General features: G+C 70.2%; 13 protein-coding genes. 6 read left to right on the forward strand and 7 right to left on the reverse strand.

What is annotated here, in order from left to right:
• Position 1: 1 nt before the first annotated feature.
• Positions 2–1,495, reverse strand: coding sequence for a PAS domain-containing sensor histidine kinase (locus AC3WLB_RS11230; protein ID WP_022895365.1), 1,494 nt, complete (start codon positions 1,493–1,495; stop codon positions 2–4).
• Between the two features lie 360 nt (positions 1,496–1,855).
• Between AC3WLB_RS11230 and AC3WLB_RS11235 the strand changes: the two genes are divergently transcribed.
• Positions 1,856–2,260, forward strand: a complete 405-nt coding sequence (locus AC3WLB_RS11235; RefSeq protein WP_492505958.1) for an Rv3235 family protein — start codon at positions 1,856–1,858, stop codon at positions 2,258–2,260.
• A 742-nt stretch (positions 2,261–3,002) separates the two neighbouring features.
• On the opposite strand, the gene secA is transcribed toward AC3WLB_RS11235, so the two are convergent.
• The 6 genes from secA to mtrA all read right to left on the reverse strand — a co-directional run bounded on the left by secA (position 3,003) and on the right by mtrA (position 11,729).
• Complete coding sequence (gene secA / locus AC3WLB_RS11240) at positions 3,003–5,945, reverse strand: preprotein translocase subunit SecA (protein ID WP_492505960.1); 2,943 nt, start codon at positions 5,943–5,945, stop codon at positions 3,003–3,005.
• A gap of 125 nt (positions 5,946–6,070) precedes the next feature.
• Positions 6,071–6,787, reverse strand: coding sequence for a ribosome hibernation-promoting factor, HPF/YfiA family (gene hpf, locus AC3WLB_RS11245; protein ID WP_022895362.1), 717 nt, complete (start codon positions 6,785–6,787; stop codon positions 6,071–6,073).
• Positions 6,788–6,864: 77 nt separating this feature from the next.
• Complete coding sequence (locus AC3WLB_RS11250; protein ID WP_492505963.1) at positions 6,865–7,608, reverse strand: ComF family protein; 744 nt, start codon at positions 7,606–7,608, stop codon at positions 6,865–6,867.
• A 63-nt stretch (positions 7,609–7,671) separates the two neighbouring features.
• On the reverse strand, positions 7,672–9,354 hold the full coding sequence (locus tag AC3WLB_RS11255) for an LpqB family beta-propeller domain-containing protein (protein WP_492505965.1): 1,683 nt from the start codon (positions 9,352–9,354) through the stop codon (positions 7,672–7,674).
• A complete protein-coding gene (gene mtrB, locus AC3WLB_RS11260) occupies positions 9,347–11,035 on the reverse strand; it encodes an MtrAB system histidine kinase MtrB (protein WP_492505967.1) in 1,689 nt (562 codons plus the stop codon). Before mtrB ends, AC3WLB_RS11255 begins: the two co-directional genes overlap by 8 nt.
• Positions 11,036–11,051: 16 nt before the next feature.
• On the reverse strand, positions 11,052–11,729 hold the full coding sequence (gene mtrA, locus AC3WLB_RS11265) for an MtrAB system response regulator MtrA (RefSeq protein WP_492505969.1): 678 nt from the start codon (positions 11,727–11,729) through the stop codon (positions 11,052–11,054).
• Between the two features lie 200 nt (positions 11,730–11,929).
• Between mtrA and AC3WLB_RS11270 the strand changes: the two genes are divergently transcribed.
• From AC3WLB_RS11270 to AC3WLB_RS11290, 5 genes are read left to right on the forward strand one after another with little or no spacing between them, the layout of a single operon-like run.
• Entirely contained in the window at positions 11,930–13,273 is a 1,344-nt protein-coding gene (locus AC3WLB_RS11270) for a DUF7847 domain-containing protein (protein WP_492505971.1), read from the forward strand.
• Complete coding sequence (locus tag AC3WLB_RS11275; RefSeq protein ID WP_492505973.1) at positions 13,270–13,950, forward strand: DUF4129 domain-containing protein; 681 nt, start codon at positions 13,270–13,272, stop codon at positions 13,948–13,950. Before AC3WLB_RS11270 ends, AC3WLB_RS11275 begins: the two co-directional genes overlap by 4 nt.
• Positions 13,947–15,179 (forward strand): DUF4350 domain-containing protein, encoded by a 1,233-nt coding sequence (locus AC3WLB_RS11280; RefSeq protein WP_492505975.1) that lies wholly within the window; start codon positions 13,947–13,949, stop codon positions 15,177–15,179. The genes AC3WLB_RS11275 and AC3WLB_RS11280 overlap by 4 nt, the downstream gene beginning before the upstream one ends.
• Before the next feature lie 49 nt (positions 15,180–15,228).
• The gene (locus AC3WLB_RS11285) at positions 15,229–16,233 is read left to right on the forward strand and encodes an AAA family ATPase (RefSeq protein WP_492505977.1); all 1,005 of its coding nucleotides are present in this window, start codon (positions 15,229–15,231) and stop codon (positions 16,231–16,233) included.
• A gap of 13 nt (positions 16,234–16,246) precedes the next feature.
• Positions 16,247–17,554 (forward strand): DUF58 domain-containing protein, encoded by a 1,308-nt coding sequence (locus AC3WLB_RS11290; RefSeq protein ID WP_492505979.1) that lies wholly within the window; start codon positions 16,247–16,249, stop codon positions 17,552–17,554.
• Positions 17,555–17,631 lie beyond the last annotated feature (77 nt).

Below are 17,631 nucleotides of genomic sequence, written 5' to 3' on the forward strand. Positions count from 1 at the left end.
CTCAGGGCTTCTTCAACCAGCGGAACGGGATCTCGATCGTCACGACGGTGCCCGAACCCACCATGGTGTGCCAGTCGATGGTGCCGCCCAGTTCACCCTGAATCAGCGTGCGCACGATCTGTGTGCCGAGCCCCGAGCCCACCTTCCCCTCCGGCAGACCGGTGCCGCTGTCGCGCACCTCGACGGTGAGCGTCTCCTCCGAGCGGGTGGCGACGATCTCCACCTCACCCTCTTGACCGGCGAGCCCGTGTTCCACCGCGTTCGTCACGAGCTCGGTGAGTGCGAGCGCGAGCGGCGTCGCATACTCGCTCGGGAGCACCCCGAAGCTTCCCGACGACTTCGGATGCACGGTCGTGTTGTGTGCCGACGCCACCTCCGCGACCAGCAGCAGCACCCGGTCGAACACCGTGTCGAAGTCGACCCGCTGGTTGAGGCCTTCCGAGAGGGTGTCGTGCACGACCGCGATCGCGGCGACCCGGCGCATGGCCTGGGTGAGCGCGTCCCGCGCTTCGTCGCTGTGGGTGCGACGGGCCTGGATGCGCAGCAGTGACGCCACGGTCTGCAGGTTGTTCTTCACGCGGTGGTGGATCTCGCGGATCGTCGCATCCTTCGTGATCAGCTCGCGTTCCTGGTGACGCAACTCCGTGACGTCGCGGCTCAGCACGATGGCGCCGAAGCGGTGTCCGTGGGTGCGCAGCGGGATCGCGCGCAACGAAACGGTCACGCCCTTCGCCTCGATGTCGGTGCGCCACGGTGCGCGCCCGGTCACGACGAGCGGTAGTGACTCGTCGACGATGAGGCGGCCGCTCAGCAACCCCGTGGTGACCTCGGCGAGCGACTGGCCTTCGAGTTCGCCGGCGAATCCCATCCGGTTGAAGGCGGAAAGGCCGTTGGGGCTCGCGAACGTGACGATGCCGTCGACGTCGAGCCGCATCAGACCATCGGATGCGCGGGGTGCGCCGCGTCGCGGACCGGTCGGTGCTCCGAGGTCGGGGAAGTCGCCCGCGGCGATCATGGCGAAGAGGTCGTTGGCGCACTCGTTGAACGTCAGCTCCTGGCGGCTCGGAGTGCGGGCCTCGCTGAGGTTCGTGTGGCGGGTGATGACGGCGATGGGGCGGTCGGTGGTGGTCTGTTCGGAGACGGAGAGCCGGCGCAGCACGGGGACCGCGCGCACGCGAGTGGGGGTCTCTTCGTACCAGTCCGGGGCGGCGGTGTCGACGATCTGGGCGCTCTCGAACGCATCCGTCACCTGCTTGCGCCATTCGGGTTTGATCGTCTGGCCCACGAAGTCGCGGTAGAAGAGGGTGGCAGAACTCGAGGGGCGCGAGTGGGCGACGGCGACGAAGGTGCCGTCGAGGGTGGGTACCCAGAGCACGATGTCGGCGAACGCGAGGTCGGCGAGGAGCTGGCAGTCGCTGACGAGGAGGTGCAGCCACTCGACGTCGGCTTCCGTGGAGCTGCCGTGTGCGGTGACGAGATCGCTGAGTGTTGACACGCGTTCTAGCCTACGGTGCTCGGTCTGCGCGGGTGCTCGACGTGCAGGGTGAAGGGGTGACTCCCGTGGCCGTGTTTCCCTACGAAACGACCACGGGAGCCGTGTGATTCCGGCCGAGAGTGCGGCAGGTCGGGGGAACGGGCATCCCGGCCGGAAGTCTCATGTTCGGTGTGTGAAGACAGTTCACCAGCTGCGGCCCCGGGGGTGTTATGAGCAATTTCCACTCACGGCCGAGGGGCGTCGCGGTGGATTCCACAGGGCACAAACACATCTGGACACGTACCGTCGACACTGGTTGAGTAAGCCGCTGATGCTTTCATGAGCATTTCTCTGTTGATGGCACCCTACGAAGGAGCTCCTGTGACCGCGCGCATGCACACCATGGCGACCGCCCCGCATCCACCCGTCCCGGCCACCGAGCGTCGGCTCTCCGATCCACGCCCGATCGCCGAGAGCCTGGCGCGGTGCGTGGTCGAGATTCTCGCCGGCACGCGCGATCTCGATCAGATCTCGCGTTGGCTCTCGGCGGATGTCTATGCGCACCTGCTGAAGCGCGTGGTCCTGTCGACCAGGGCACGCCAGAATCGCGGGGAGTCACCGAGCCGGCCGAACTTCACGATCGGCACGACGGTGCTGTGCGAGCCCGAGCACGGTGTGGTCGAGGCGGTCGTCGTGGTGCACGGCCGGGCGCGCTCGCGGGCGGTCGCGCTCCGCCTCGAGGCCCTCGACGCCCGCTGGCGTGCCAGCGCCGTCCACGTCCTCTGACGATTCTCGGAGGCCCGTCACACCGCGAGTCGCGACACAGCCGCGCCCCGAGACCGAACCGTGCCAGCCGTCACAAACAGGTGAATCGGTAGTGCCGGGTGCGACAACGTGCCGCAGTCGGTGCTGTGCAGGCACGGGCGCCAATCCCCGGCGAGCGATGCGCGCCGAGGTGGGCCTACTATGCGGCATCAGATCGCCTGCCACGGGTCAGTAGACACCGGCGGCCGCCCGCTCTCCGCGAGCCCACCACGCCAGCAGCCACCGCCCGCTGTCCGCGACGCCACACGCCAGCAGCCGCGTCACCAAGCCCGCGGCCCTGCCTGAACGGCGTCAGCACCCTCACCACGAAGACTGCACGGTGGCGGCGCTCGCCAGAAGGTCGGCGCGTCGCGTCGCGTCACGTCACGACCGCCAGCCTGTGGGGACGGCGCGGCGCTGCGCTCATCCGGCCACCCCCTGTCGATGCGGGGCGGACATGGATGCGCCGCGCGGTCTACACCGGCTGGGACGTGGTGGCGAGTGCTGACCGTGCCACAACGACGGATCTCAGGCGCGTTTCACGCGAACGACGGTGCCTCCAGCACGATGCGGTCGCACACTCCGTCGTTGCGTAACGTGGCGCGAGCCGGCACCCCGCATGGAGGGACTTCAAACGTGCCTGTTACCCACAAGCGTCCCCGACCGAGGCGCAGGGCGCTCGCGCACAGACCGCGCCACACAGGGCAGGGCGCAGGAGCGGGTGCTAGCGCTTCTTCTTGCCCTGGGCGCGGCGCTGGGCACGGTTCGCGGAGCCGCCACCCGAGGATGCACCGCCCTGCGGCCGCTGACCACCGGCCGCGGGACGCTGGCCGCCGGCGGCCGGGCGTTGCGCTCCCGTGCCGGTGCCCGAGGCCGAGCCGGAGCCCTGGGCCTGGCCGCTCGTCTTCGCGTTCGACGGGCGCGCGGCGCTTCCACCGGCCGACGGTGCGGCTCCGCCGCGGGAGAACGCGCTCGCCACAGGAGCCGAGCGCTCCTCCGCTTCTTGTGCCCGGGCGCTGGCCGCCTGCTCGATCTGGCCACGCTGGTTGCGCACCTCGACGCCACCCGAGTCGCTCGGTGCCGAAAAACTCAGCTTCTCCGCCGTCGCGGTGGGCTGCGCCAGACCCTTGGCCTCGACGGTGGGGGCGCCGACCGCGGTCGGCGACGCATTCACTTCGACCTCGAGGTTGAACAGGAAGCCAACGGTCTCCTCGCGGATCTGGCCCATCATCGACTGGAACAGCGCAAATCCTTCACGCTGGTACTCCACCAGGGGGTCGCGCTGCGCCATGGCGCGCAGCCCGATGCCGTCCTTCAGGTAATCCATCTCGTAGAGGTGGTCGCGCCACCGGCGGTCGATGACCGAGAGCACCACGCGCCGCTCGAGCTCGCGCATGGCGGCCTCGCCGAGGGTCTCCTCACGCCGCTTGTAGGCGAGCTTCGCATCGGAGAGAATCTCCCGCGTCACGAACTCGCGGTTGATGCGCCCCTTGCTGCCGGCCTCGGCGATGACCTCGTCGATCGTGATCGAGATCGGGTAGAGCGTCTTCAACTCGGCCCACAAGGCGTCGAAGTCCCAGTCGTCGCCACTGCCCGTCGCCGCGTGATCGGCGATGATCTCCTCGATCACCTCTTCGAGGAACTTCTGCGAGCGATCCTGCAAGTTGTCGCCCTCGAGGATGTGCCGGCGGTCGGAGTAGATCGCCTCGCGCTGCCGGTTCAGCACGTCGTCGTACTTGAGCACGTTCTTGCGGATCTCGGCGTTGCGGCCTTCCACCTGCGACTGGGCGCTGCGGATGGCGCGGGAGACCACCTTCGACTCGATCGCGAGGTCGTCCGGCACGCTCGACCGGCCCATCAGGCTCTCGGCGGCACCGGCGTTGAACAGGCGCATCAGGTCGTCGGTGAGGGAGAGGTAGAAGCGGCTCTCGCCCGGGTCGCCCTGACGGCCGCTACGGCCGCGGAGCTGGTTGTCGATACGGCGCGACTCGTGCCGTTCGGTGCCCAGCACGTAGAGGCCGCCGGCTTCGACGACCTTGTCGGCCTCGGCCTGCACCTCCGCCTTGACCTTCGAGAACACGTCGTCCCACTCGGCCTCGTACTCATCCGGGGTCTCGGCGGGGCTGAGGCCACGCGCGTTCATCTCGGCCACGGCCAAGAACTCGGCGTTGCCACCGAGCATGATGTCGGTTCCACGGCCGGCCATGTTCGTCGCCACGGTGACGGAGCCGAGGCGTCCGGCCTGGGCCACGATCGCCGCCTCACGAGCGTGGTTCTTGGCGTTCAACACCTCGTGCCGCACCCCGCGCTTGGCGAGGAGGCGCGAGAGGTATTCGCTCTTCTCCACGCTCGTCGTGCCGACCAGCACCGGCTGGCCCTTCTCATGCCGCTCGACGATGTCCTCGACCACCTGGTCGAACTTCGACTGCTCGTTCTTGTAGACCAGATCGGGCTGGTCGATGCGCTGCATCGGGCGGTTGGTGGGGATGGCCACCACACCCAGCTTGTAGGTCGACATGAACTCGGCGGCCTCGGTCTCGGCCGTACCGGTCATGCCGGAGAGCTTCTCGTAGAGCCGGAAGTAGTTCTGCAGCGTCACGGTGGCCAGGGTCTGGTTCTCGGCCTTGACCGCCACACCTTCCTTGGCCTCGATCGCCTGATGGATGCCCTCGTTGTAGCGGCGGCCCGCCAGGATGCGGCCCGTGTGCTCGTCGACGATGAGCACCTCGCCGTTCAGCACGACGTAGTCCTTGTCCTTCTTGAACAGGGCCTTCGCCTTGATGGCGTTGTTGAGGAAGGAGATGAGCGGGGTGTTCGCCGACTCGTACAGGTTGTCGATGCCGAGGTAGTCCTCGACCTTCTCGATGCCGGGCTCCAGCACGCCCACGGTGCGCTTCTTCTCGTCGACCTCGTAGTCGACCTCGGGCACCAGCTTGGTGGCCAGCTGGGCGAACTCGTTGAACCAGCGGTTCGCCTCGCCGGATGCGGGCCCGGAGATGATGAGCGGTGTGCGCGCCTCGTCGATGAGGATGGAGTCGACCTCGTCGACGATGGCGAAGTAGTGTCCACGCTGCACCATGTCGGACGCCTGCCACGCCATGTTGTCGCGCAGGTAGTCGAAGCCGAACTCGTTGTTGGTGCCGTACGTGATGTCGGCCGCGTACTGCACCCGGCGCTCGGCGGGGGTCTGGCCCGCGAGGATGACGCCCGTCGTCATGCCGAGTGCGCGGAACACACGCCCCATCAGCTCGCTCTGGTAGCCGGCGAGGTAGTCGTTCACCGTGATGACGTGCACGCCTTTGCCCGCGATGGCGTTGAGGTAGGCGGCCGTGGTGGCCACCAACGTCTTGCCCTCACCGGTCTTCATCTCGGCGATGTTGCCGAGGTGCAGGGCCGCTCCACCCATCAGCTGCACGTCGAAGTGCCGGAGCCCCAGGGTGCGAGTAGAGGCCTCGCGCACCGCAGCGAAGGCCTCGGGCAGCAGGTGGTCGAGGCTCTCTCCGGCCTCGAACCGTTCCCGCAGACGCGGCGTCTCGTCCCTGAGCTCCTCGTCCGACAGCGCTTGGAAGTCTTCTTCGAGGGCGTTGATCGCCTTCGCGTAGTTCTGGAGCTTGCGAAGGGTGCGGCCCTCGCCGACGCGAAGGACCTTTTCAAGAACTGAGGCCACGGAGCTTCTCCCACTGCAGTCGTTGCTGCGCTGTTCGCGCAAGCACAAGCCATACTAGTTGTTCGTGCCTGAGCGTCGGCGGCGCATCCGCTGCGGCTGCAGTGGGAGTGCTCGAGGAGCGGCGGTCAGCGCGCGGCGGCCCCCGCGACGGCCGGTTCCTGCTCTGCGACCGCATCGGCGTCCGGGTCGAGGCCGATCACCCCGTAGTCCCAGCCCTTCCGACGGTAGACCACGCTCGGGCGCCCCGACTCGGAGTCGATGAACAGGTAGAAGTCATGGCCGACGAGCTCCATGTGGTACAGCGCGTCGTCGACGGTCATCGGGGTCGCCCCGAAGACCTTCTTGCGGATGACGACGGGGCAGTACACCTCGTCGTCGTCACTGGGCGACACCTCGGCCGCCGCCCCAGGAACCGGCTCAGGCGCCGACAGCGGCTCACGCCCCGCGATCACCTCGGCGTCGGCCGGCTGCAGGTCGATGACGCTGAACCCGCCCGTGGTGGCCTCGTGCAGGGACACCGGGCGGTGCTGGCCGCGGTGCACCTTCTTGCGGTCTTTGGCGCGGCGCACCCGCTGCATCAGTTTCGCCAGCGCGAGGTCGAACGCGGCGTACTTGTCGGAGGCCGAGCTCTCGGCCCGCACCAGCGGCCCTGGGCCGATGAGGGTCAGTTCGACCCGGTCGTCTCCGCTCTGCGTGCCGTTCGCGGAGTTGTGGCGGAGCACCTTGATCTCGAGCGCCAGTGCCTTGTCGGCGAGGTGACCGACTTTCTCGGCCTTCTCGGTCGCGTAATCCCGAAATCGATCGGTGATCCCTAGGTTTCGTCCAGTGATGTTGATTTCCATGGAGACCTCCTAGCCAGATATGAATGGCGAAACCCCCGGCTCAAGGTCGGGATCGTTCGCGCCTTGTGCAGATCACCCTACGGGGCGAACCCTCGACTGTCACCGATTAATTCCCTGCCGGTCACCTTCCGTTTGGCTGTGTACGCCAGACACGCCGCGGCGACGACGACACCGCCGGCCGCGGTCACGGCACGATACGCCTCGGCGAGCGTCGACCCGGTGGTGAGCACGTCGTCGACGAGCAGCACGCGCTGCCCGCGCAGGCTCCCGGATGCCCGCATCGACCCGAGCAGATTCGCCCGGCGCTCGTCGGCTCCGAGGCCCGCCTGATCGGCGATCGCCCGCCCCAGCACGAGTGCGGGCGCCCGCACCGTGCGGAGACCGGAGCGCCGCACCAGCAGATCGACCGGCCGGTAGCCCCGCCGCCGCACGGCCGCCCGTGCCGAGGGCATCGTGACCACCCGCATCGGCTGGGACCCGGGATCGATCACCTCCGACCGAATTGCCGCGGCGAGCGCGGCGGACATGGCCGGGGCGAGCGCAGCGACCGCGTCGGTTCGCCCGTGCTCCTTCACCGCCGAGAGCACGCGCGCGACCACCCCGCCGTAGTCGAGTGCGGTCGTCACGGGCACCGGCACGGGACCCGCACGCACCACCGCCAGGTCGGGAACCAGGGCGGTACGGCACGCGGGGCACACCGCCCGGTCGGCGATCCCGCAGCCCGCGCAACAGACGGGTAGGAGCAGGGTCGCCGCATCGGCGAGCCAGTCGCCGAGGGCGGAACGGTGAGGAGGATCGGAGACCGACGAGAGTTTCTGCATGCAGCGATGCTCCCCCGAGCCGCCCCCGGGCAGGGGGTCACAGCAGAATCTGTGGAGAGGATGTCAGTTCTGCACAGCCAGCCGCGAAATCCCGGTAATGGTCGCCTGCCACGCGCTCCCCCGCTGCTGCTGGAGCCCGCCGTCGCCCGAGAGCACGCGCAGTCCGTCGAGGTCGTTGCCACCCGCGATCGACACCGCGCCCTTCGGAGCTCCCAGGCTCGAACTGCGCCCACCGAGCACCTGCGCGACCGCGCGGTCCTCACCCGAAGGCAGGGCGGTGACCGACGCGACGGTCAGCTGATCGACCCAGGTCGCATCCACCGGCGCGCCCTGGCCCGTCGACAGCTCGACCGGCTGACCGAGCCGTTGCGGCACCCCGCTCTGGTTGCGGATGACCGCCGCCACCACGAGTTTCGGCAACCCGTCGACCGAGAGGAAGGCGAGCGCCCGGGTGCCGTCGCGCGAGATCTCGAGCGAGGTGATGGTGGATGCGCCGTCCCAACTCGTGGGGATGGTGGTGCCCGCGCCGTCCCCGCCGTAGACGGTCACAGAGGTCGGGGCGCCCGCGGGCACCGCCCAGACGTAGCCGAAGGGGTCGACCGCCGGGTCGATCAGCCCGGCGCGCTGATCGAGCAGCGCGGGCGCGTCGCCGGTGCGCACCGCGTAGACCTGACCGTTGCCGGCTTTCACGGCGGCCGTCTCGGCCGTGGCCGAGTAGGCCGCGGACGCGGGGTCGAGCGACTCCACGCCGTCGCTGATGCCGCTGATCGGAGCGACGGATGTGCCGGCCACGTAACCGAAGGAGCCGTCGCGCACAACCAGCGGCCGCGAATCGACCCGCGGTGCCGAATCGGGCACCGGCACGTTCGAGCCGGGAATGGGCACGATGTTCTGATCGACCGAGATCGCCACGTTCGAGGCCGAAGCCAGGTCGCTGAGACTCGCGCGCAGCTGGTACTGCATCCGTTGCAGGTCGTTCGCGTCGGCCTGCAGCACGTTGCTGGAGAGTTCGACCTGGGTCTGCCCCGCGGTCGTGACCACCGCCGTCGCCGCGGTGCCGTCGGGGAACGCGGTCACCACGGCACCGTCGCCGAGCCACGCCGAGGGGCCCGCGAGCAGCGCCTTCACCACCCGGGTGCCCACCGCGGTCGACGACGGGAACCAGCGCAGATCCGGCACGAGGTAGGTGAAGGTGGGGTCGTAGAAGTAGAGCGCGTGCGAGCTGAACACCTGGTCGAAGAACAGGTCCTCGATCACGATGCCGTCGGCCAGCTGGTCGATGCGCCACTCCCCGTCGACCTGCTCGAAGCTGAAGGTGAGCGGCAGGGGCGCGCTCGACGTGCTCTCGGTGTAGGCGCCGTTCGAGTTGACGTCGGCCACCGGCGTCACGTTCATCTGCAACTCGGTGTCGCTGAGCGCGGCGGTGGGCCGGGGACCGGTGTCGATGATGGCGCCCTCGTTGGGCTTCCAGGAATCGGCGGCCGACTTCGTCAGGTAGCGACGCGCGATCTGGTAGTCGTCCTGCGGGCTCTTCGCGGCGAGGATGAAGCCGTTGAGGATCTCTTGCTGCGTCGCCCCCTTCACCGGGTCGGCGGCGAGGAAGATCACGTCGATGTCGTCGTCGGTGCCGATGGCGTCACCGGCCTCCACCGGCCCCGAGCGAGGGATGCCGCTGCATGCCGCCAACCCCGCGAGCAGCAGCACTCCGAACAGGGCGAGCGCGCTGGTGAGCAGACGCCTAAGCATGGTCCACCCCCGCGGGCGGCCGCAGCTCGGCGACGGCGGGTGCCGGACCGAACGCGTCCTGGGGCTGCAGTGGCAGCGGCGACTCCCCCACCGGCTCCGACTGCACCCGGGGCAGCGTGAGCCGGAAGCAGCTGCCCGCCCCGGGCCGCGACCACACCTCCAGGGCCCCGCCGTGCAGGGTGGCGTCTTCGAGCGAGATCGCAAGGCCGAGGCCCGTGCCGCCGATGGTGCGCTTCCGCGAAGGATCGGCCCGCCAGAAGCGGTCGAACACCCGCTCGGCCTCGGCCTCGCTCATGCCGCTGCCGTAATCGCGCACGGAGAGCGCGACCGCGTGCTGGTCGCTGTCGACGCTCACCACGATCGGCTTGCCCTCCCCGTGCTCGATGGCGTTGCCGAGCAGGTTGCGCACGATCCGACGGATGCGCCGCCCGTCGACCTCGGCCTCGAAATAGCCGCCGGGTGCCACCAGCCGCAGCTGCGAGCCCGCCTTCTCGGCCAGTGACTGCATCTGGTCGATCGCGTCCTCGGCCAGACGCACGAGGTTCGTCGGCTCGGTGTCCAGATGCGCCGATCCCGCGTCGAACCGGCTGATCTCGAGCAGGTCGCTGAGCAGCAGCTCGAACCGCTCGGTCTGCGTGTGCAGCAACTCGGCGGTGCGCCCCGTGGCCGGCGGGAAGGATTCGCGCTGGTCGTAGAGCACGTCGCCGGCCAGGCGGATGGTGGTGAGCGGTGTGCGCAGCTCGTGCGAGACATCCGACACGAAGCGCTGCTGCACTTGCGAGAGCTCGGCGAGCTGGGTGATCTGGGACTGCATGCTGTCGGCCATGCCGTTGAACGAGCGGGCGAGCGTGGAGATGACGTCTTCACCGCGCTCCGGGATGCGCACCTCGAGCTGGCCTGCCGCCAGCTTCTCGCTCGTATCGGCCGCCACCCGGATCGGGCGCACCACGATCCGGACGATGAGCCCCGCCACCAGTCCGATCAGGATGACCAGGGCCAACCCGCCGAGCCACAGCGTCTGCTGCACGAACACGAGTGTCTGCTCGGCCTCCGCGAGGTTGTAGCCGATGTAGAGCTCGAAGCTGCCGGCGCCCGGAATGGTGAGCGGGGAGCCGACGATGATGCCCGGGTCGGTGCCTCCGCCCTCATTGGCCAGCGGGACGGACTGCCAGTACTGCTGCACGCCGTCGGGATCACTGGTGACCTCGTCACGGAGCTCGTCGCTGATCACCCCGTCGGAGGCGAGTTCCGGGCTCGCGAACGAGAGCACGGTGGTGGAGTTCGTCGTCTCCCCCGGCGTGGCGTAGAGCGCGATCAGGCGGCTCGACGAGGAGGCGATGATGGCCGACTTGGCCGAACTCAACAGGGAGATGGTGGAGGCCTCACCCGACGCATCCGCCGAGTCGAAGATGCTCTGGGCCGCCGTGGCCGCGTTCTTCGACTCGATCAACACCTGGTTCAGCCGGGACTGGAAGAGGTCGTTGCCGATGGAGATCGACATGTACGTTCCGGTGGCCACCACGGCGATGGCCGAGAGGCCGACGGTGATCACCACCGTGCGGAACTGCAGCGAGCGCCGCCATGCGCCCACCACCCGTCGGGGCCAGGCACGCCAGTCACGCGCGGCGGTGAGCAGCGTGGGACCGAGACGTGTCCTCCGTGCTCCGGGCGACGAGGTCATGGGGTGGCGGCGTCGGTCAGGCGGTGCCAGCGCGGTAGCCCACGCCGCGCACCGTCATCACGATCTTGGGGTTGTCGGGGTCTTCCTCCACCTTCGCGCGCAGGCGCTGCACGTGCACGTTCACGAGGCGCGTGTCGGCCTTGTAGTGGTAGCCCCAGACCTGCTCGAGCAGCATCTCGCGGGTGAACACCTGCTGCGGCTTGGTGGCGAGGGCCAGCAGGAGGTCGAACTCCAGCGGCGTGAGATTGATGCGCTCGTCGCCCCGCTTCACCTCGTGGCCCGCGACATCGAGCCGCAGGTCGCCGATCTGCAACACCTCGGGCGTGTTCTCGGGCGTGGGGCGCAGTCGGGTGCGGATGCGCGCCACCAGCTCCTTCGGATTGAACGGTTTCACGACGTAGTCGTCGGCACCGGATTCGAGGCCCTTCACCACGTCGGAGGTGTCGGTGCGGGCGGTCAGCATGATGATGGGGGTGCCCGATTCGGCCCGGATGAGGCCGCACACCTCGATGCCGTCGAGCCCGGGGAGCATGAGGTCGAGCAGCACGAGGTCGGGACGGGTCTCCCGGAAGGCGGCGAGCGCCTCGGACCCGTCGGCGCAGAACACGGGCTCGAAGCCGTCGGAACGCAGCACGATACCGATCATCTCGGCCAGGGCGGTGTCGTCGTCGACAACGAGGATGCGTGGGTCCATGTGCTGATTCTTCCGCTTCCACCGGACGGATCACGTGCACCGTTGCCGCGCATCCGCCGATTCAGGCTGTCATTGCGACAAGAGTAGTCGAGCCTGCCTGCGGCCTTCTCGACGGATGCCGAGAAAACTCTGAAGGAGTATGGAAGCATGGACGGGGTACGGCGGGTCGGGACACCAGTGCTGGGGGTTGGAAGACAGCGATGAGCGAGAACGACAGCTGGGCGCCGCCGGGCGAAGGGGCAGCGCGCCCCGACGAGCAGCAGCCGCCGCAACCCGCGCCGGCCGCCCCCGCGCCGGCCGCGCAGAAGTACGGGCAGTACCCACCGCCACCGCCGCCCCAGTACGGGCAGTACCCACCGCCACCCCCGCCCCAGTACGGGCAGTACCCACCGCCACCGCCACCCCCGCCCCAGTACGGGCAATACGCGCCCCCACCGCCGCCCCAGTACGGGCAGTACGCCGCCCCCGGCGCCACGCCGTACTGGGCGCATCAGCCCGCGGGCTACGCCGCGCCCGGCCCCACCGGCTGGGCGCCGCCGCCCAAGCCCGGCCTCATCCCGCTTCGTCCGCTCGGCTTCGGCACCCTGATGGGCGCACCGTTCCAGGTGGTGCGCCGCAACCCCAAGGCCACCTTCGGCAGCGGCCTCATCGTGCAGGTCGTCATCGGCTTCGTCACCGTCCTGTTCGTCGGCGCGGCTGCGTTCTGGGCGATCCAGCGGAGCATCTCGGCGAGCTCGGCCGATCAGGACACCGTGGCCGCCGGCAGCATCGCCATCGTCTTCCTCTCCTTCCTCATCCCGCTCGCCCTCACCCTGTTCGGCTCCGCGCTGCTGCAGGCCGTGCTCGTGGTGGAGGTGGCGCGCGCCACGCTCGGTGAGAAGCGACGCCTCGGCGAGCTGTGGAAGGCCGCGTTCCGGCGCATCCTCCCCCTCACCGGCTGGTACGCGCTGGTCGCGGCCGCGGTCGTCGTCGACGTGGGGCTCGTCGTGCTCATCATCATCGGCGCGACCATGCTGGGCCAGCCCGGCGTCGTGCTCGCCGTGGTGGCCGGCATCCTGCTCTCCCTGGGCTCCATCGTGCTCGGCGTCTGGCTCGGCACCAAGCTCGCCCTCGTGCCCTGCGTGATCGTGCTCGAGCGCATGGGCGTGTTCGCCGCCATCCGGCGTTCCTGGCGGCTCACGAAGGGCAACTTCTGGCGTACCTTCGGCGTCATCGCGCTCGTCTACGTCATGCTGTACTTCGCGTCACAACTGCTCTCGGTGCCGTTCTCGTTCCTCATGCCGATAGCGATCGGCCTGATCGACCCGAACAACACCGGTTCCGGGCTCATCGGCGCGGGCGTGCTCTACCTGCTCTTCCTCGCCTTCACGGTCGTGTTGAGTGCCCTGACCAGCGTCGTGCAGGCGGCGACGGTCGCCGTCGTCTACATCGATCTGCGGATGCGCACCGAGGGCCTCGACATCGAGCTCGCCCGGTTCGTGGAGTCGCGCCAGGTCGGCGACGACTCCTGGCCCGACCCCTACCTGCCGCAGCGACGCGGATGACGACACCGATCGGAGCCGTCGCGCTGGTGACCGACATCCCCGTCGAGCCCGGCGCCGACGAAGCACGCCAGTGGCTGATCGACGAACTGAGCAAGCCGCCGTACCAGGCTGCACGGCCCACCTGGTTCGATCAGCTGTCCCAGGCGTTCGGCGACTGGCTCGACTCGTTGCGCGTGCCCGACGGCTCCGGGCTCAGCGGCCTCGTGCCGCTCGCGATCGTGGTCGGCATCGTGATCGTGATCGTCGTCGCGTTCCTGGTGTTCGGGCGGCCTCGGCTGAACCGGCGGAGCCAGGTGGAGCCGGGCGCCCTGTTCGGCGCCGACGACACCCGCTCGGCCGCCAAGCTGCGCGCCTCGGCGGCACGTGCCGCCGAACGCGGCGACTTCGCCGTGGCGGTGCAGGAGGCGTTCCGCGCCCTGGCCCGTCAACTCGCCGAGCGCACCATCGTCACGACCTCACCCGGCACCACCGCGCACGAGTTCGCCGTGCGCGCGGGAGCGGCGTTCCCGCCCCGGCGCGACGAGCTCGCCTCCTGCGCCCGCCTGTTCGACGGCGTGCGCTATCTCGACGAACCCGGCACCCGCGAGGGCTACGACCGCGTCACGGCCCTCGACCGGCGGATGCAGTCCGAGCGACCCGAGGCACTCGAGCGCATCGAGAGCGTGGTGCTGCGGTGACCCAGACCTCTCCCGCCGTGCGCGACGCCCCCGCCGAGACGCCGCGCCTGCGCACCACGCTCCGGCGCCGGCTGTTCTGGATCGTCGTGGTGGTGATCGCGGTGCTCGCCGCGGTCGCGACGGTGCTGGCCACCGCATCCGGCATCCCCGACACGAACCGCTACTCCATCGGCAACGCCGGCCCGTCCGGCAGCCGCGCCGTGGCCGAGGTGCTGCGCGCCCAAGGCGTCGACGTGGTGGCGGCCGGCAGCCTCGACGAGGCCCGGGCAGCGGCGGGCGACGACAGCACCGTGCTGTTCACCGATCCGTTCGGCTTCCTCGACTCCGACGGCCTCGACGAACTCGCCGGCCTCGGCACCGACCTCGTGCTCGTCGAGCCCGGCACCGACGAACTCGACGCGCTCGCGCCCGGCATCGCGAACGCCGGCGCGGCCGAGGAGGCCGACTCGGTGGCGGCGGGCTCCGCCTGCGGAGTTCCGGCCGCCCAGCGCGCCGGCAACATCTCCCAGCCCACCTGGACCTATCGCGTGCTCGAGGGCCCCCAGTCCAGCGCGGCTTCCGCGTGCTTCCGGTCGTACGACGACGCATACGCCCTCGTACAGCGGCCACGCGCGGGCGGCACCGGCGACGCGGCCGGCACCGTCACCGTGCTCGGCGCCGGCGATGCCCTCACCAACGAGTTCGCGGCGACCGACGGCAACGCCGCGCTCGCGCTCGGCCTGCTCGGCGCCCACCGCACCCTGGTCTGGTACATCCCGGGGCCCGACGACCTGCCCGACGGCGGCGGGGCCGCCACGATCGGCGAGCTCACTCCGGGCTGGGTCACCCCGGTCATCCTGCTGCTCATCCTCGTCACGGTCGCCGCCGGCATCTGGCGCGGCCGGCGTTTCGGCGCGGTGGTGGTGGAGAACCTGCCCGTCACCGTCCGCGCGAGCGAGACCATGGAGGGCCGCGCCCGCCTTTACGCCCGGCAGGGTGCGCACGCCCGGGCGCTCGACGCCCTGCGGATCGGCACCATCTCGCGGCTGACGACGGCCCTCGCGTTGCCGCGGCACGCATCCGTCGCCGATGTGAGCCGCGCGGTCGCCGCTGTGACCGGGCGCAACGTCGATGAGGTGCACGACACCCTCGTGGGCGCCATGCCGCGCGACGAGGCCGAGCTCCTCGCGCTCTCCGACCGCCTGCTCGTGCTCGAGCAGGACGTGCACCGGGCGACCGACCTGCGCTGAGCCGCCCCGAGACTCGCACCATTTCTTCGAACCGAGAGAGGAACACCGGATGACCGACCAGCCGCAGCCCGCAGCCGCGCCCGACTCCGCCGCCACGCCGACCGCCGGTGAGCTCCGTCAGGCGCTCGCCCGCGTGCGCACCGAGGTGGGCAAGGCGGTGGTGGGGCAGGACGGCGCCGTCACCGGGCTCATCATCGCCCTGCTCGCCCGCGGGCACGTGCTGCTCGAAGGCGTGCCCGGCGTGGCGAAGACGCTGCTCGTGCGGAGCCTCAGCCAGGCTCTCAGCCTCGACACCAAGCGGGTGCAGTTCACGCCCGACCTGATGCCGGGAGACGTCACCGGGTCGCTCATCTACGACGCGAAGGCGGGCGAGTTCTCGTTCCGGCAGGGGCCGGTGTTCACGAACATCCTGCTCGCCGACGAGATCAACCGCACGCCACCGAAGACCCAGTCGGCACTGCTCGAGGCGATGGAGGAGCGGCAGGTCAGCGCCGACGGCGTGACCCGCAAGCTCCCCGACCCGTTCCTCGTGGCGGCCACCCAGAACCCCATCGAGTACGAGGGCACCTACACGCTGCCCGAGGCGCAGCTCGACCGCTTCCTCGTGAAGCTCGTGCTCGACCTGCCGGAGCGGGACACCGAGGTGGCCGTGCTCACGCGGCACGCCGCCGGCTTCAATCCGCGCGACCTCACCGCGGCCGGGGTGACCCCGGTGCTCGACGCCCGGCTGCTGACGCTGGCGCAACAGGCGGTCACGGCCGTGCAGGCCTCGCCCGACGTGCTCGCGTACATGGTCGACCTCGCGCGGGCGACGCGGCAGAGCCCGTCGGTGAAGCTCGGCGTGTCGCCCCGCGGCAGCACCGCCCTGCTCGCCGCGTCGAAGGCCTGGGCCTGGCTCAACGGCTACCCGGGCGTGACGCCCGACCACGTGCAGGCGATGGTGCTGCCGGTGCTCCGGCACCGCATCCAGCTGCGGCCCGAGGCGGAGCTCGAGGGTGTCTCGGTCGACGCCATCCTGCGGTCGATCCTCACCCAGGTGCGAGTGCCGATCTGATGCGGGCGCACTCGTGAGTCTGTCGGGACGGCTGGTCGCCCTCCTGGCGCTCGGCGTGATCCCGGTGGTGGTCATCGGCGAGATCTACGACGCCGCCTACGCCGCCCTGCTCGGCTGGATCGGCTTCGTCGTGCTCCTCGTCGTGATCGACCTCGTCACGGCGGCGTCACCGCGGCGGGTCGCGATCGAGCGGGCGCTGCCGGCGCGGGTGCGCCTGGGTGAGACGGTCACGAGCACGCTGTATCTCACCAACACGGGGTCACGGATGCTGCGGGGCATCGTGCGCGACGCCTGGCAGCCCTCGGCGGGGCCGGCCTCCGCACGGGCACGCGTGAGCATCCCGCGCGGCGAACGACGCGCCGTCAGCACGACCCTGACCCCCTTCCGCCGGGGCGAACGCCGCACCGCACGCGTGACCATCCGCTCGTTCGGGCCGCTCGGGCTCGCGGCGCGGCAAGCGACCCTGGTGGCCCAGGGGCACATCCGGGTGCTCCCCCCGTTCAACGCGCGCAAGCACCTGCCCTCACGCCTGGCGCGGCTGCGGGAGCTCGACGGGCGCACCAGCGTGATGATCCGAGGTCAGGGCACCGAGTTCGACAGCCTGCGCGAGTACGTGCGCGGCGACGACGTGCGCTCGATCGACTGGCGCGCCACCGCGCGGCACAGCGACGTGATGGTGCGCACGTGGCGGCCGGAGCGCGACCGGCGCGTGGTGATCGTGATCGACACCGGGCGCACCCAGGCGGCGCGCATCGACGACGAACCGCGCATCGACACCGCGTTCGAGAGCGCGCTGCTGCTCGCAGCGCTCGCCACGCGGGCGGGCGACCGGGTCGACCTGGTGCTCTACGACCGGCGGCTGCGCGGGCGGGTGCACGGCGCATCCGGGCCGGAGCTGCTCTCGCGCATGGTCGACGTGATGGCGCCGATCGAGCCCGACCTGATCGAGATGGACTGGACCGCGGTGCCCGGGCTGGTGCGCCAGGTCACCACCCAGCGCTCCCTGGTCGTGCTCGCGACGGCCATCGACGCCCCCGGCATCTCGCGGGAATTGATGGCGATCGTGCCCCAGCTCACCCGCAACCACATGGTCGTGGTGTCGTCGGTGACCGACCCGGATGTCGCGGCCGGCGTGCTCGACCGCGGCGACCGAGAATCGGTCTACCGCGCTGCCGCCGCCGAGCGGGCGCTCCTCGACGTCGCCCGGGTCACCACGGTGCTGAAGCGCTTCGGCGCCGACGTCGTGACGGGAGCCCCCGCCGACCTGCCCCCCGCCCTCGCCGACCGCTACATCGCCCTGAAAGCCGCGGGAAGGCTCTAAAACGCTGTGCCTGCTGCGGCGCGGCCCGGGCTTCGCTCGGGCTGCACCGGCGTCGCCGGTCCCTGCCCGGCGCCGCG

This window comes from Herbiconiux sp. FW305-C-125, from assembly GCF_058783455.1.